At 58.3% G+C, this 13,382-nt stretch carries 13 protein-coding genes and 1 pseudogene; 5 read left to right on the top strand and 9 right to left on the bottom strand.

Translation table 11 applies throughout. The annotated features are described in order from the left end of the window. Window positions 1–259 precede the first annotated feature (259 nt). From ABRP87_RS11270 to ABRP87_RS05170, 3 genes and pseudogenes are all read right to left on the bottom strand, one after another. Window positions 260–406: an integrase core domain-containing protein gene (locus ABRP87_RS11270; protein ID WP_349863848.1), complete on the bottom strand. Its 147-nt coding sequence runs from the start codon at window positions 404–406 to the stop codon at window positions 260–262. A 40-nt stretch (window positions 407–446) separates the two neighbouring features. Beyond that, complete coding sequence (locus tag ABRP87_RS05175) at window positions 447–899, bottom strand: IS3 family transposase (protein ID WP_349867952.1); 453 nt, start codon at window positions 897–899, stop codon at window positions 447–449. Further along, window positions 880–1,237, bottom strand: a pseudogene (locus ABRP87_RS05170) (transposase). Before ABRP87_RS05170 ends, ABRP87_RS05175 begins: the two are co-directional and overlap by 20 nt. Window positions 1,238–1,336: 99 nt before the next feature. On the opposite strand from ABRP87_RS05170, the gene ABRP87_RS05165 reads away from it, so the two are divergent. From ABRP87_RS05165 to ABRP87_RS05155, 3 genes are all read left to right on the top strand, one after another. Continuing rightward, window positions 1,337–2,152: a TIGR02391 family protein gene (locus ABRP87_RS05165; RefSeq protein ID WP_023024709.1), complete on the top strand. Its 816-nt coding sequence runs from the start codon at window positions 1,337–1,339 to the stop codon at window positions 2,150–2,152. A 309-nt stretch (window positions 2,153–2,461) separates the two neighbouring features. Beyond that, window positions 2,462–2,821, top strand: coding sequence for a Cd(II)/Pb(II)-sensing metalloregulatory transcriptional regulator CmtR (cmtR, locus tag ABRP87_RS05160; protein ID WP_023024707.1), 360 nt, complete (start codon window positions 2,462–2,464; stop codon window positions 2,819–2,821). Beyond that, on the top strand, window positions 2,822–3,418 hold the full coding sequence (locus tag ABRP87_RS05155; RefSeq protein WP_023024704.1) for a cadmium resistance transporter: 597 nt from the start codon (window positions 2,822–2,824) through the stop codon (window positions 3,416–3,418). Window positions 3,419–3,493: 75 nt separating this feature from the next. On the opposite strand, the gene ABRP87_RS05150 is transcribed toward ABRP87_RS05155, so the two are convergent. From ABRP87_RS05150 to ABRP87_RS05135, 4 genes are all read right to left on the bottom strand, one after another. Next, a complete protein-coding gene (locus ABRP87_RS05150) occupies window positions 3,494–4,828 on the bottom strand; it encodes an IS256 family transposase (RefSeq protein ID WP_349867953.1) in 1,335 nt (444 codons plus the stop codon). Between the two features lie 449 nt (window positions 4,829–5,277). Further along, on the bottom strand, window positions 5,278–7,365 hold the full coding sequence (nagE, locus tag ABRP87_RS05145) for an N-acetylglucosamine-specific PTS transporter subunit IIBC (RefSeq protein WP_034659479.1): 2,088 nt from the start codon (window positions 7,363–7,365) through the stop codon (window positions 5,278–5,280). A 57-nt stretch (window positions 7,366–7,422) separates the two neighbouring features. Continuing rightward, on the bottom strand, window positions 7,423–8,187 hold the full coding sequence (gene nagB / locus ABRP87_RS05140; RefSeq protein WP_239270130.1) for a glucosamine-6-phosphate deaminase: 765 nt from the start codon (window positions 8,185–8,187) through the stop codon (window positions 7,423–7,425). Window positions 8,188–8,198: 11 nt separating this feature from the next. After that, complete coding sequence (locus ABRP87_RS05135) at window positions 8,199–9,374, bottom strand: N-acetylglucosamine-6-phosphate deacetylase (protein WP_349867951.1); 1,176 nt, start codon at window positions 9,372–9,374, stop codon at window positions 8,199–8,201. Window positions 9,375–9,686: 312 nt separating this feature from the next. Here ABRP87_RS05135 and ABRP87_RS05130 point away from each other — a divergent pair, with 312 nt between their 5' ends. Both ABRP87_RS05130 and ABRP87_RS05125 read left to right on the top strand, forming a co-directional pair. Further along, window positions 9,687–9,995 (top strand): hypothetical protein, encoded by a 309-nt coding sequence (locus ABRP87_RS05130; protein WP_239270128.1) that lies wholly within the window; start codon window positions 9,687–9,689, stop codon window positions 9,993–9,995. 352 nt (window positions 9,996–10,347) lie between these two features. Then, entirely contained in the window at window positions 10,348–10,950 is a 603-nt protein-coding gene (locus tag ABRP87_RS05125; protein ID WP_239270127.1) for a hypothetical protein, read from the top strand. Here the strand turns inward: ABRP87_RS05125 and ABRP87_RS05120 are convergent. Both ABRP87_RS05120 and ABRP87_RS05115 read right to left on the bottom strand, forming a co-directional pair. Next, window positions 10,940–12,355, bottom strand: a complete 1,416-nt coding sequence (locus ABRP87_RS05120) for a phytoene desaturase family protein (protein WP_349863816.1) — start codon at window positions 12,353–12,355, stop codon at window positions 10,940–10,942. The two genes, ABRP87_RS05125 and ABRP87_RS05120, sit on opposite strands and share 11 nt — an antisense overlap. Window positions 12,356–12,661: 306 nt before the next feature. Continuing rightward, complete coding sequence (locus ABRP87_RS05115) at window positions 12,662–13,309, bottom strand: rhomboid family intramembrane serine protease (RefSeq protein ID WP_349867950.1); 648 nt, start codon at window positions 13,307–13,309, stop codon at window positions 12,662–12,664. Window positions 13,310–13,382 lie beyond the last annotated feature (73 nt).

Raw genomic sequence — 13,382 nt, 5'->3', positions numbered from 1 at the left:
CCAGCAGGCTCGTGGAAGGAGCACGAGTATCCGGCTGGAAACAAGCCATCAACCAAATGGCCGTGGCCTACCCCGACAGCTTCGACAAATACCTATAAACCTAACCCCACACACAAACAACTTGACACGCTCATTGGTTGGCGTACTCAGTCGGCGGGATAAACCCTAGGCTCGAATGAGGATAATAGGTATTATAGCGCTTCGACCACAGTCGCAGGCAACGCGACGCATGGGCGGGGTCGTCGAACATCTCGTCCTCTCACAGCTCGTCGCGTAGCCGGTTGTGGAAGGACTCCACAAACCCGTTATGCCATGGCATCCCCGGTGGGATGAACGCCTCGACAGTGTCTTGCTTAGCAGCCCAACTAGCCAGCTCACGGCTGATGAACTCCGGGCCGTTATCCATACGTAACACCCGAGGCCTGCCACGCACAGCAGCTCACGTTCTACACAAAGCCTTTCTTCGTGCGCACGTAGGTAATGTCGGCCACCCACAGCTTATTCGGGCCCCGGGCTTTAAATTCACGCTCGACCAAATCTGGGCGCAAATCAGGCACGTTAGCTTTTCGGATTGTGATTGGTGATCCGCCTGTGCCTGTGCCAGAAACGCCAGCCAGGCGCATCAGCCGAGCGGTTTGTTCACGACCGATATCGATTCCGTCACGGTGAAGCGCATGCCACATTTTCCGCACGCCGTAGACACCGTCATTATCCCGATGAACAGCACTAATGCGTTCAACCAACGCAGCATCGCGAAGTCGACGAGCACTTAACCCACGGGCCTTGGACTGGCGATAACCACGCGAGGTGATAAACCCACCAGCCCGGTTATTTTTCAACGTCTTACAAATGAACTCGACAGAGAAATAATTCCGGTATTCATCGATGAACCGGATCATAACCGAGGCTTGGGGCCTGGTCATGAGGCGAAAAAGCTGACGCGGCCTTCAGCAGCTCATTAGTGTCGCGTAGCTGGTGATTTTCACGGCGCAGCCTCGCGTTTTCGGCGGCCACATTTTCAGGCACAGGTTCTGGGATGTTTCCCGAACGGCGGGCCTGCTGGGTCCATTGACGAGCCGTGTGCCATGAAACCCCCAACTTTGGGGCTACTGCCTGGCACGCGGGGTGCATCGACATATTTTCCGCCACGATGCGGTCCTCTACAAGACGGACCACTCGGTCCTTTGCATCCTGGTCAAATTTTCTCGGCATGTTCCAGATTTTCCCATCTACTCAAACGGAACAAAACCTGGGACACTTCAAACAGCGTGCCAGAAACTGCGCACTCTTCCCTATCCGGTGACACATGCTGGGACGCACTCGCTAAATTCATAGCATGCTTTCTAAAAATAACCTTCCAGTTGCTAACCCCGCTCTGACACGCGCACTCTGCAAGGCACTCGTGGCAGGAGGGGAGGGAATCTCAGCTACGGAGATGCATAATGTCTTCGCCGCGGCCGGTATCACGGTGCTCGAGGGTTTTTCCTCCAAGACTGATATCGCCTACCACGCCTTGATGAACGAGCAACAATCCGCTGAGTCGAGCGGGCCACTGGCACGTTTTGTTTCAGAGGCTCTAGCTCCAGCCCGGTTCTTGAAGGGGCCACAGAAGCGTCAACGGATCATCTCCGACGTCGACACAATCCTTCGCACCTATCGGTTCAGCGTCACCGAGGAGGGGCACATCGTCCCTACAGGTGAAGGCGTCATCGGCGCCGACGCCCTGACCAGGCGGATAAAAGAGAAGCTTGTCTTGCGCGGCACTCATCCCGAGGCGCTGAGATTTTGTGAAGAAGAACTGATTAATCAGTCGATGTTCCATGCTGTAACCGAAGCGACAAAGTCACTGATGGAACGTATCCGGCCCGCAGACTGCGCGCTTGACGGAGAGAAGCTCACTCAGTACGTGTTCGGTACACGCAATAACCCTGGGCCACGATTCATAAACGATTTCTCCAGCCCAGCAGATGAGGCCGAGCATTTCGGATTCATCCATCTACTCAACGGAATCTACGGACACCTTCGTAACGATCGCGCCCATCGCGCACGTCTGGGATCGGAAGAAAAGGGACAAGATTTTCTCGACGCCATGGCGATGATCTCCTATGCACACCGGGTCATCGACAGGAGTTGGCTGAAGGGCCAAGCCTAAGCTGCGGATGGTCGAATTACCGCCACCCCTAAGGCAATATGTCAGGGGTGGGAGGCGGTGGCGTCCCTGACAGCCGGCCAGTTACGCTTTCTTCTTGACGCTCGTGGGGGCAGCCCCGCGGATTGCTCCTTGTCCTTGTCCGGAACAGAGGCCTCGGCCGCCTGAGTGACCCTTGCGGCAGCCTGCTGTTCATAGACGAACGAATTCGACACAGACAGTACCGAAGGATGCTGGTGTCCCACACATCACCGTCGGGCCGACGTTCGCCCCTCGTTGCAACAGTTCAGCAGACGCTGTATAGTCCAGTACATGCTGACTATTGCTTCGCGCTTGGACGTGATGAACCGATTGGGTCGGGCGATGGCCGATCCCACCCGATCCCGTATTCTCCTGACCCTGCTGGGCGGCCCGGCCTACCCGGCCGCTCTCGCCCGGGAACTGGAACTGACGCGGTCAAATGTGTCGAACCACCTCACTTGCCTACGGGACTGCGGAATTGTGGTCGCAGAACCGCAGGGGAGGAAGACCCGCTACGAGATCGTCGACGCCCATCTTGTCCAAGCGTTGAACTCACTGCTAGATACCACTCTGGCTGCCGACGAAAATGCCCCGTGTATTGACTCGGCATGTGACGTGCCCGGGTGTGCCACCGGAGAGGGGAACAGGTAAGTGGTAACTGGTCTCCTGGGGGCGGTTGGTCTGTTTATCGCCACCAATATCGACGACATCATCGTGCTCTCGCTGTTCTTCGCCCGTGGGGCCGGCCAAGCAGGGACCACACTTCGGATCCTGGCCGGGCAGTATCTTGGTTTCGCGGGCATCCTCGCAGCCACGATTCTGGTCACCCTAGGGGCGGATGCCTTCCTGCCCACCGAGGCGATCCCCTACTTCGGGCTAATCCCCCTGGCCCTGGGGCTGTGGGCGGCCTGGCAAGCCTGGCGGGGAGACGATGACGACGACGATGACGCGAAAGTCAGCGGAAAGAACGTAAGCGTCTTGACCGTCGCCGGGGTGACCTTTGCCAACGGTGGCGACAATATCGGCGTCTATGTCCCGGTTTTTCTCAACGTGGATACCGCCACCGTTATCATCTACTGCGTTGTCTTTCTGATTCTGGTGGCGGGCCTGGTCCTGTTGGCGAAGTTCGTGGCCACCCGTCCGCCCATCGCGGAGATTCTCGAACGCTGGGAGCATGTGCTGTTCCCTATCGTCTTGATCGGCCTGGGTACCTTCATCCTCGTCAGCGGCGGCGCCTTCGGCCTTTAATAAACTCATCCCCCGTGCTGCTAGGGCCTCTCTAGGTTTCCGAGCGTGTCAAGTTGTTTGTGTGTGGGGCTAGGTTTATAGGTATTTGTCGAAGCGGTCGGGAAAAGCCACGGCCATCTGGTTGATGGCTTGTTTCCAGCCAGAAACTCGGGCTCCTTCCATGAGTCTGCCGGCTGTTCTTGAGACTCGTTTGCCCTGCTTGGCTCTCTTTACAGCTCGTTTGTCTTCAATATTGCAGATCATCAACCACAGCGTCTTGAGCGCGGATTCATCGTTAGTGAACTGCACCCTGTTGCGGGTGGCTTTACGCAGCTGGTTGTTAAACGATTCAATGGAATTCGTTGTATAGATGACCTTCCTTGCTGCTGGTGGGAACTGCAGAAACGGTACGAAACGCGCCCACGCATCACGCCAGACCTTGACTGAGCGGGGATATTTCTCACCCAGCTCGGAGGCTTCAAATTCGTCTAAAGCAACCTGTGCTGTGGGCTCGTCCGTGGCAGTGTAAATCTTTTTCAACGCGGCTGATACGCCCCGGCGATCCCCGTAGGCTACCCACCGGTTAGCGGCGCGAATCAGGTGCACGATACAGGTTTGCACCATAGAGTTCGGCCAGGTTGCCTCAACTGCCTCTGGCAGGCCTTTCAGCCCGTCACAGCAGACGATAAAGACGTCCTTGACCCCACGGTTAGAAACGTTGGCGCACACGTGTGCCCAAAAGGAAGCACCTTCTTCCTTGGCAATCCACAATCCTAAAATGTGCTTAATACCGTCGAGATCCACGCCGATTGCCATGTACGCAGATTTGTTGACTACTCGGCCGTCGTCGCGGACTTTAATGCGCAACGCATCCAGGAAAACCACGGGGTAGAACTCGTCTAACTGGCGGTTTTGCCAGACCATAACCTCATCGAGCACGGCGTCAGTAACCGCAGAAATCGTCTCATGGAAAATATCGACACGCATCGCAGTAGCCATATGATGCTGGATATCCCGAATGGTCATCCCACCGGCATACAAGCTGACGATCATGTCATCAACATCAGTCAAGCGCCTAGAACCTTTAGGGACCATAGTCGGCAAGAATGTTCCAGCCCGATCCCGAGGGACATCAACGGTGACTGGCCCGCAGTTAGAATCCACGGTCTTTGGATACGACCCGTTGCGGTAATTGTCTGTTCTAGCTGCAGCTTTAGCTGCTCTGTCGCCAGACTCATAGCCTAGGTGGGCATCCATTTCAGCATTCAAACCCCGGGTAATTGAGGCTTGCAACATGCCCCGAACTAGGTCGTTGGCATCCGTGGTGGACGTGCCTAGCTCATCAATCAGTTTCGCGATTTCTGGGTTAGCAAGCAGCTTCTTTTCAATCGCATCAATCTTGGCCTTATCAGCCGGATCTCGTCTCGCCATAGTAGTCATTCTGGTTCATCTCCTTATGCGGGTTAGGTTCCCACACACAAACCATTAGACACTCTCAGGTTTCCTTACCGGCATCAACTGAACCGCCCATGAAGTTGTGAAAAGCCGCTGCCGCAGGGACTCGACCACGTTAGCGCGACAGAAATTTGAAGTGCCCCGGGTTTTGTTCCTAGGACATTTCAGTGAGCTTTGTTCATCGGAGCCCACGGGGACACTGGAGACTACAAGTACACGTTAGACGCCGCCAGTAGTGCCGCCAAACACTTACGGCACTACTGGCGGAACTTCCTGCCGCTTCCCCACTAGCGCGCGGCGCCGGCACACTCTCAAAGTTCGTGCGCAAGGCGCAGCGAAATCTATCTCAACAGCGCCCCGCAGATAACCCGGACGAACTTCTAGACCTGGCCACCAGTCTCAAAGAAAAGCTGGAAGGGCAAATTCTAGTGGCCAGCCGGGCGCACACGGGCAACGGAGACGCTCTGGTCAGCGCGGCCCTCGTGTTCGATATCTACTCCAGCGATTTGCTTTGCCGTGGGGCAGACCACCGGGGTAATGAGGTTGATGCCGCGTTCGCGCAGCTTCTCAGACTCCACCGCGATGATGGGGGTGCCGGCGCGGACGACATCGCCCTTGTCCACGAGCTTAGTAAAGCCCTCGCCCTTCAATTCCACGGTATCGATGCCGATGTGAATGAGCAGGTCAAGACCTTCTTCAGTCCGCATGCCAAAGGCATGGCCGGTCTTGAAGACCATCGTGATGGTGCCATCTACTGGGGCACAGACATCGAAGGCATCGATCTCGGTAGGAATGACGGCGAAGCCTTCGCCCACCATGCCCTGAGCAAAGGACTCATCGGGGACCTCGGAGAGAGGCACGACGGTTCCCTCGAACGGGGCGCGGAGCTCCACATCGGTCCCGATTTTCTCTGCGGGGAGAGAATCTTCGCTAGGCTTCGCCGGCGCCGTAGCTACCGCTGCAGAGCCGGTGCGCAGCTGTTGGTTGACCTCGTCAAACATGAACTGCACGGAGGGGCCCACGATGACCTGCACGTTCTTTTCGGAGGGGTGGATGACGCCGGAAATCCCGGCGCGCTTGATAGTGGGGTCATCGACAAGCGCGCGATCCTTCACACCCACGCGCAGGCGGGTGGTGCAGTAGTCCAAGGAATCGATATTGTCCTTGCCGCCGAGACCCTCGATGATGCGGGAGGCGGAAGCGGCGGTCTTATCATCGCCTGCGGCGGCATCGTCGTCTTCAGGGGCGTCCTCGTCATCGCCGCGGCCCGGGGTCTTCAGGTTAAACCAGCCGATGAGGTAGTAGAATATAACGAAATACAGGGCGAAGAAAATAACGCCCATAATTAGGAGCATGTACCACTTATTCGCTAGCGGGTTTTGCGAGGACAACAGCATGTCCACGAAACCTGCGGAGAAGCCGAAGCCCGCGGTCCATTCCATCGTGGCGGCGATAAAGACGGAGAGGCCGGTCAGCAGCGCGTGCACCACATAAAGCAGCGGGGCGACGAACATAAAGGAGAACTCCAGTGGCTCAGTCACGCCGGTGAAGAAGGAAGCTAGGGCGCCTGCGGCCATGAGGGAGCCGATGACCTTGCGGCGGCCCTTGTCCGCGCGCAGGTACATGGCCAGGGCGGCACCTGGCAGGCCGAACATCATGATTGGGAAGAATCCGGCCTGGTAGCGCCCAACAACTCCGTCCACGGTGCATTGTCCGTTTTCCCAAATACCAGGGCACTCTGCGGCGGAGGTAGCCGCGGCGGCCGCGTCGATAGTGGATTGGCCGGATTGGAAGTTACCGATGTCGTTAATACCAATAACGTCGAACCAGAACACGGAGTTCAGTGCGTGGTGCAGACCCGTCGGAATGAGCAGGCGGTTGGCCACGCCGTAGATGCCCGCACCCGCAGCACCGAGGCCCTGGATGGAGGTACCGAAGTTGAAGAGCGCGTGGTAAATGAAGGGCCATACGAAGTAGAGGATGGCGGAAACCACGATGGCGAAAAGCGCAGTGAGGATGGGGACGAGGCGGCGGCCAGAGAAGAAGGCCAGGAAGTCCGGCAGCTTAGTGCCATGGAAGCGGTTATAGATCATCGCCGCCATGATGCCTGCAAGGATGCCGAAAAGAACGTTGCCGTCACCGACTGCATTCCAACCTTCAGCCGCCCATTCGACGGCTTCGTCGCCCGTAAGAGCCTCGGGATCTTCGATGCCGCGATAGCCGGCCACCGCGTCGGGGCCCAAGAGCTTCATGAAGGTGGCATACGCCAGGAAACCGGACAGTGCGGAGGCACCATTGGAGTCTTTGGCCAGGCCAAAGGCGATGGCTACGGCGAAGATCCAGCCCAGGTTATCCAGCACGGCACCACCGGAGCTGACGAGCAGCTGCGCGACCACGTTATCCTGGCCGGCAACGCTGGCTATCCAGTAGCCAACGCCGCCGAGGATCGCCGCGACAGGCAGTACTGCCACGGCGCCCATCAGCGCCTTTCCGAGCCGCTGCAGCGGCCCCATAATATTGAGTTTCACGGGAGGAGTCCTTTCAAAGGTGTAAAGAGGTAAAAGAGGGCTTTAGTGCGGGCGGTGCTCATCCACAAAGCGGTAGTACTCGTGATCTTCCAGCTGGGAAGCCGCGTCTTCATCGAGAATCACCGTGGCCCGCTGGTGTAGCTGGAGGACCGAGGCCGGGCAGTGCGCGGACAGCGGGCCCTCCACCATGTCGCGGACCGCGCTGGATTTTTCAGTCCCAGTGGCCAGCAGCAATAGGTGGCGGGCTTCGCTGATGGTGCCGAGCCCCTGGGTTAGCGCATAGCGAGGAACACTGTCCGTGTTCTCGAAGAAGCGGGCATTATCCTGCACCGTCCGCGGGTGCAGCGTTTCCAGGCGCGTGCGCGATTGCAAGGAGCTGGAGGGCTCATTAAAGCCGATGTGCCCATTGCCACCGATGCCAAGCAGCTGGATATCGATGCCGCCAGCATGGCGAATGGCCTGGTCATAGGCGGCTGCGGCGCGGTCCGAGTCCGCGGCATCGCCCTCGGGGCTCTGCACTAACTCATCGATGAAGTCGACGTGGCTGGTAAATACGCGGCGGATGGTGGAGTAATACGACTGCTCATGGGAGCGAGCCAGCCCCACGTATTCATCGAGGAGGAAGGCGCGGCTGCGAGCGAAACTCACCTCCTGGCGCTCGTAGCGGGCGGTGAGTTCTTGATACATCGCTACCGGAGTAGAACCCGTGGCCAGCCCCAAGGTGGCCCCGGCGTTGGCATAGCGGACGAAGATATCGGCGGCGGCAATAGCCACCTCTGCTGGTGTGGAACGAATGAGGATATCCATGCAGTGCTTTCCTAACGTAAATCAGTATCTGTCGCGGCGGCGATGTCGATACCATCAGCGATGACTCGCACAGGTTCGAATCGAGCATTCAGGCCCACGAGGTTGGCGCGCTTACCGGGAGCCAAACGGCCCACGTCCTTATCCCCCAACACGTCCGCAGCCGTGGTGGAAGTAAACCGAACCGCTTCCTCTGCGCCGTGGCGCGCGGCAAAACGCGCAAATTGCTGCGCCAAGGTGGAGGTTCCACCGGCGATGGCGCCGCTGTCCACCCGCGCCACGCCGCCGGTCACGGTAACGGGCAGGGAGCCCAGCTCATAGGAGCCATCGGCCATGCCGGCAGCGGCCATCGCATCGGTGACCGCAAAGGAGCGGCGGTTATAGGCCATATCCACGGTGCCATCGGCAAGATGCACGCCATCGGCAATAAGCTCTACCCCCGCATCGCCCGCTTTCGAGCCGGTGAGTAGCGCGGCCACCGTGCCGGGTGCACGGTGGTGGATGGGCGGCATGGCGTTAAAAAGGTGGGTGCCGGTCACGGTGACGCCCAAGTCTTTCGCCTGCTCCATGATCCGCAGCGTGGTCTCATAATCGGCTTCGGTATGGCCCAAGCTGGCGATAATATCGTGTTCTGCACAAACCTCAAGGATCTCTGCAGCGGCCTGGGTTTCTGGGGCGAAAGTAATGGACCGCAGGTGGCCGCGGGCGGCGTCGATCACCGCGCGGAAAAAGTCTGGGTCTCCCGGCACGATGCGCGATGGATCCTGCGCGCCACATTTGGCCGCGGCGATAAACGGGCCTTCCATATGGATGCCGGCGATATCCCCCTCATCTGCCAGCGTGGCAAGCAACTCCGCCCGCGCGCACAGCTCCGCTTGCGTCCCAGAAACCATGCTGGCTATCAGCGTGGTGGTGCCGTGGGCGCGATGAAAGCGCGCGGCGGCGCGGCACTGGTCATAATCACCATTGGGAAAGCTTCCACCATTGCCGCCGTGATTGTGCAGGTCCACAAAACCTGGAACCCACAGCAAAACGTTTGGGTCACCGGCTTGCCAGGCCGCGTGCGCTGCGGGGACATCGCCAAGCGAGATGTCTTCAATGCGCCCGCCAAAGTTCAGCGCACCAGCGCGCAGCTCGACGTTCTCGTCGATGTACAGGCCTTCTACGCGGCCCTTCGTCTGTGTCTGCATATTTCGTTCACTTTTCTGTTGTGTGGGCAGGCACCATCCCATAAACGCGCCGATATCCCAGCGCAGCACTATGTTATAACCTATTGGTACCATACCCCAGTGTCAATGATGTCACTTTCACTTTTTTATGTGAGATTTTCGAGGACTATCGACTGTGATGCTCAACTTCGTTTAGGCATAGACCCGCACCAGCCACTGGACTACATTGATCTTTAGGAAGTATCGCTTGCCGATGCCACCTCTACCCTCGGCTTCTCTCTAGCAAGCGCGCTACCTACGCCAACCACCGCGTCACGTCAGGAGAACGTAAATATGGATTTAAAACCAGAAACTATTGTTTCTAATATTTTAAGCGATATTGCGGAAGTAAATGATTGGGCCAGCATTGCTGATGCCACCGGCGCTAATGACATAAACTCTTCCCACGCCACCCCTGACGAGGTTTTCACCATCCTCACTGCTGTTAAAAATAGTCCCGATTTGGCCCTCGGAACTGTCACAAATGAGTTCAAGGATTTCCCTGATAGCTGGTCGCCGCGTGATATAACAGACCGGATCTTTGCCTCGTCAGATCCCACCCTCTCGATGATGGATATCTTTATGCGCCCGACCAATGAATGACCTACGGAAGAATAGAGATGAAAACTGACCACGTATCTCCTTTAAGTTACGTAGCCCTTAGCACTGTGGTTGTTGCTTCATGACTAGCCCTATATGTGCATTTTGAGACATATCCATGCTCATTGCCTTGATAATCAGTCTGCTCAACTGGGCCCTCCGGTCTTGTCATCAAGCAGCTACCCTGCAAAAGCGCAGGGATAAATTGGGTGCGATCTACTGTCTAAATGACCACTAAGAGTGCTCTTCCGCGATATCGCGCATGCAATTATTATTATTGAAATTATAACCGTTTCATGTCCTTCACAAGTACTCGCCTCGGACATGGCGGGATCCTCATCTCAAGGAGCACACCATGACCAGTCGTTCACCCGCACCGCCGCGGCACCGGTCCCAGTACGTTCTCTTGGCCGGCTTAGCCGTCTCGGTGGCCTATGCCGTCGTCCATATCGCGTTTTCTGATCCGGCCCTGATCGAAGGCACCGCACCCGCGCGCCTTTCCTTACGCAATTACCTTGGCCCAGTGCTGGGCTCTGGCATGGTGTGGGCATTATTTGCCTACCTCATGGGCAAGGCGTGCGCCCACCGGTGGAGATCGGCCTTTTTCGCAGGAGCCGGCATACTCTTGTTCATGTTGGCAGTGCACTACGCGCTGCTTTTCACCTTTGGTATCTACGACTGGCAGACGGCTTTTTCCTCTAATGCCACGTGGTTCCTCTTCGCCCTTATCGCCGGGCCACTTTTCGGCGTGGCGGGGGCTTTGTCCCACAGGTTCGGCTGGCTAGATTACGTTGCCGTGCTCGGCTTCGTGCTGGAGCCACTGATTACTGGGCTTATCCCAGGCAATAGTATCGAACCGCAGACCACGACCACCCCCGGATATCTTGCCGCGGTAACGCTGTGGATGATCGGTGCGGTTTTCCTCTACTGCGAACGCCGGGCTCCTATTAAGGGGTAGCCACATCCCCAGCGGCCCACCATCCGGGCATGCCATGGACCCCGGCCCCGGGCGCAGTGGAACTCGATGCCATGAATATTCCCGGCGCGAGCCGGTGCGGGTGCGCGGAGAGGCGCGGGCGCAGCACGGATTGCAGCCCACTCATGGAACCGCCGGCAATATCGCCGCCCACCAGGTTAGGGTTCCAGCGTTCCAGATCGGCCGGACTCGTGGTGTGGATGGCCAGAATAGTATCGCGAAAACCGGGTGCGAAACGCTCTATCTGCTGGGCAATAAGTTCACTAACCTCACCCGGGTAGCGCTCCTGGTAGCCGTGCGGCACGTGGGCATAGGTCCACAGCGCCAGCCCGCGCGACGGGTCAGCCACATATTGCTGACACACCATGACCAGGGGATTTACGGGCATGCGGCGCTTGCCGATGTCCCTTTCCGCCCCACTGATTTCCTCCAAGCTGCCACCCACATGGACGGTGCCAGCTTGGCCCACGCGGGGATCGGTCCACGGCACAGGTTCGCTGAGGTGAAAGTCCACCTTGTACACCGCGCTGCCATAGCGCCACCGCCGCAGGTTTCGTCGAGTCCGTGCAGGAAGGTCGAGCCCGCCCAGCCTAAGGATCTGGCGCGGGGTGAGATTGAGGATGAGGGCATCGGCGCGAGGCAAGCTGCGCACATCGGTGATCTCGGCACCGGTATGGATGCGCGCGCCGTGGGAGCGGAGGAGGTTTAGGAGGGCGCCGCTAAGCGCCTGCGTACCGCCTTCCACCACTGGCCAGCCGCGGGTCATGCCGAGCGCGCCAAAGAGCAGGCCGAAAGCAGAGGTAAAAGCCCTGGTAGGTGAGGTGATTGCGTGCACGGCGCTGCCAGAAAACAGGGCACGCGCCTGTGGGGAGGACAATGCCGCCCGAGCCAAAGTGCTCGCCGGCAGCAGGCCCGGCACGCCAAACTGCGCCAAGCGCACCGGGTGCTCGGGCCAGCGCACCAGTGGGGTTAGCGCATTAGTGAGATGCGCATCGATATTGCGCACCATGTGGCCGTGCAGGCGGGTCCATGCTTGGGCATCGGCGCCGAGCCCCGTAGCGGTCTCCGCAAGAGAGCGGTGGAGGATGGCGGCCGGCGCGCCCTCTAGTGGATGGGCCATGGGATACGGTGCGTGCCGCCAGCGCAGGCCGTGCGATTCCAGATCCAGCGCGCGGAAGGCCGGGCTCGCCACGCCGAAGGGGTGACCAGCCGCGCCGAGATCGACGATGGTGCCCGGGAAGATCTCCGTCGACGATGCCGCCGCCCCACCCGGGTGACTGGCGCGCTCATACACATCCACGCGCCAACCGGCCGTGGCGAGGCGGGCCGCGGCGGTGAGCCCATTGGGCCCTGCGCCGACGATCACAGCGTGCGGTTGTTTATCCACAGTCCTCCTTGTGCAGGTCAGTGGCCCCAATCTACTTTTTCGCCCACACGATGGGTACAAAGTTATCCACAGGCTGTGGAAGAAACCTGTGGAAAATTTATTTCACAGACTTATCCCCACCCTGTGGATAAGTGTTTTCACGGCCTTCCACAGGTGACTTTTTGGCCGCCGATACCGCTATAACCTGTGTGATCAGGGAAAACTCCGGAAAAGCGTTCGGTAAATTACAAGAATGTGGTTATCCACAATGTGGATAACTATTGTGGATTTCTTTCGCACACCCATTCCGGTGATCAAATTCCACAGTTATCCCCAAACCCCAGCTCGCAGGGCCAATAACACAATGATGACCGCACCAGTGATTGCGACACCCGCCCACCGCACGGTTTTATTTCGATGAAAGAGGAAGAAGCTCAAGATGATGCCGGTGCACAACCCGCCAAGGTGGCCCCACAGGGAGACTCCCTCCGCGACGAAGGTATAGCCCACATTGACCAATACGAGGACGATGGGCGCGCGCAGATCCATCCCGCGTTGCCGGAAGACGCCCACCAGCATGCCCATCAGCGCAAAGATCGCCCCGGAGGCGCCTACCGTGGGCGTGCCAAAATCGAACCACAGCACCATAGCGGAAGCGCCTAGGCACGAAACCAGGTACGCGGCAATGTATAACCCAGTGTCGAGGGCGCGCTCTACTTCCCTACCAATGAGCAGCAGCATCACCATATTGACCGCGAGGTGCCCGCCGTCCAAGTGCATAAATTCCGAGGACAGCGCCGTGAGCGGTGCATCGGCGTACAGCGGGCCCCACAGCGCCCAGTCTTGACTAAGCGTCGAAAGAAAGAAGGTCTCGCCCAATGTTCGAGCTTGTACCGCGGTAATTGACCACGCGATGATGCAGATCGCGGCAATAATCGCAGTAACGGGGGCGGTTCGCAGATAGTTTTTCACCATGGCGTGGAAAATGATCCTTTACTGGCAATCGGATAAAACTAAACGAACCCGGCACCACGGGAAGGGTGTGGTG

The sequence above is a fragment of the Corynebacterium sp. KPL2830 genome (assembly GCF_040225635.1).
Classification (GTDB): Bacteria; Actinomycetota; Actinomycetes; order Mycobacteriales; family Mycobacteriaceae; genus Corynebacterium.
This window is presented reverse-complemented; position numbering and strand designations above follow the sequence as displayed.

What these genes read in the sequence shown, in the direction of transcription:
- ABRP87_RS11270 (WP_349863848.1), bottom strand. Translation starts at nt 406, where the DNA reads ATGGATAACGGCCCGGAGTTCATCAGCCGTGAGCTGGCTAGTTGGGCT.
- ABRP87_RS05175 (WP_349867952.1), bottom strand. Translation starts at nt 899, where the DNA reads ATGATCCGGTTCATCGATGAATACCGGAATTATTTCTCTGTCGAGTTC.
- ABRP87_RS05165 (WP_023024709.1), top strand. Translation starts at nt 1,337, where the DNA reads ATGCTTTCTAAAAATAACCTTCCAGTTGCTAACCCCGCTCTGACACGC.
- cmtR (WP_023024707.1), top strand. Translation starts at nt 2,462, where the DNA reads ATGCTGACTATTGCTTCGCGCTTGGACGTGATGAACCGATTGGGTCGG.
- ABRP87_RS05150 (WP_349867953.1), bottom strand. Translation starts at nt 4,828, where the DNA reads ATGGCGAGACGAGATCCGGCTGATAAGGCCAAGATTGATGCGATTGAA.
- nagE (WP_034659479.1), bottom strand. Translation starts at nt 7,365, where the DNA reads ATGGGGCCGCTGCAGCGGCTCGGAAAGGCGCTGATGGGCGCCGTGGCA.
- nagB (WP_239270130.1), bottom strand. Translation starts at nt 8,187, where the DNA reads ATGGATATCCTCATTCGTTCCACACCAGCAGAGGTGGCTATTGCCGCC.
- ABRP87_RS05135 (WP_349867951.1), bottom strand. Translation starts at nt 9,374, where the DNA reads ATGCAGACACAGACGAAGGGCCGCGTAGAAGGCCTGTACATCGACGAG.
- ABRP87_RS05130 (WP_239270128.1), top strand. Translation starts at nt 9,687, where the DNA reads ATGGATTTAAAACCAGAAACTATTGTTTCTAATATTTTAAGCGATATT.
- ABRP87_RS05125 (WP_239270127.1), top strand. Translation starts at nt 10,348, where the DNA reads ATGACCAGTCGTTCACCCGCACCGCCGCGGCACCGGTCCCAGTACGTT.
- ABRP87_RS05115 (WP_349867950.1), bottom strand. Translation starts at nt 13,309, where the DNA reads ATGGTGAAAAACTATCTGCGAACCGCCCCCGTTACTGCGATTATTGCC.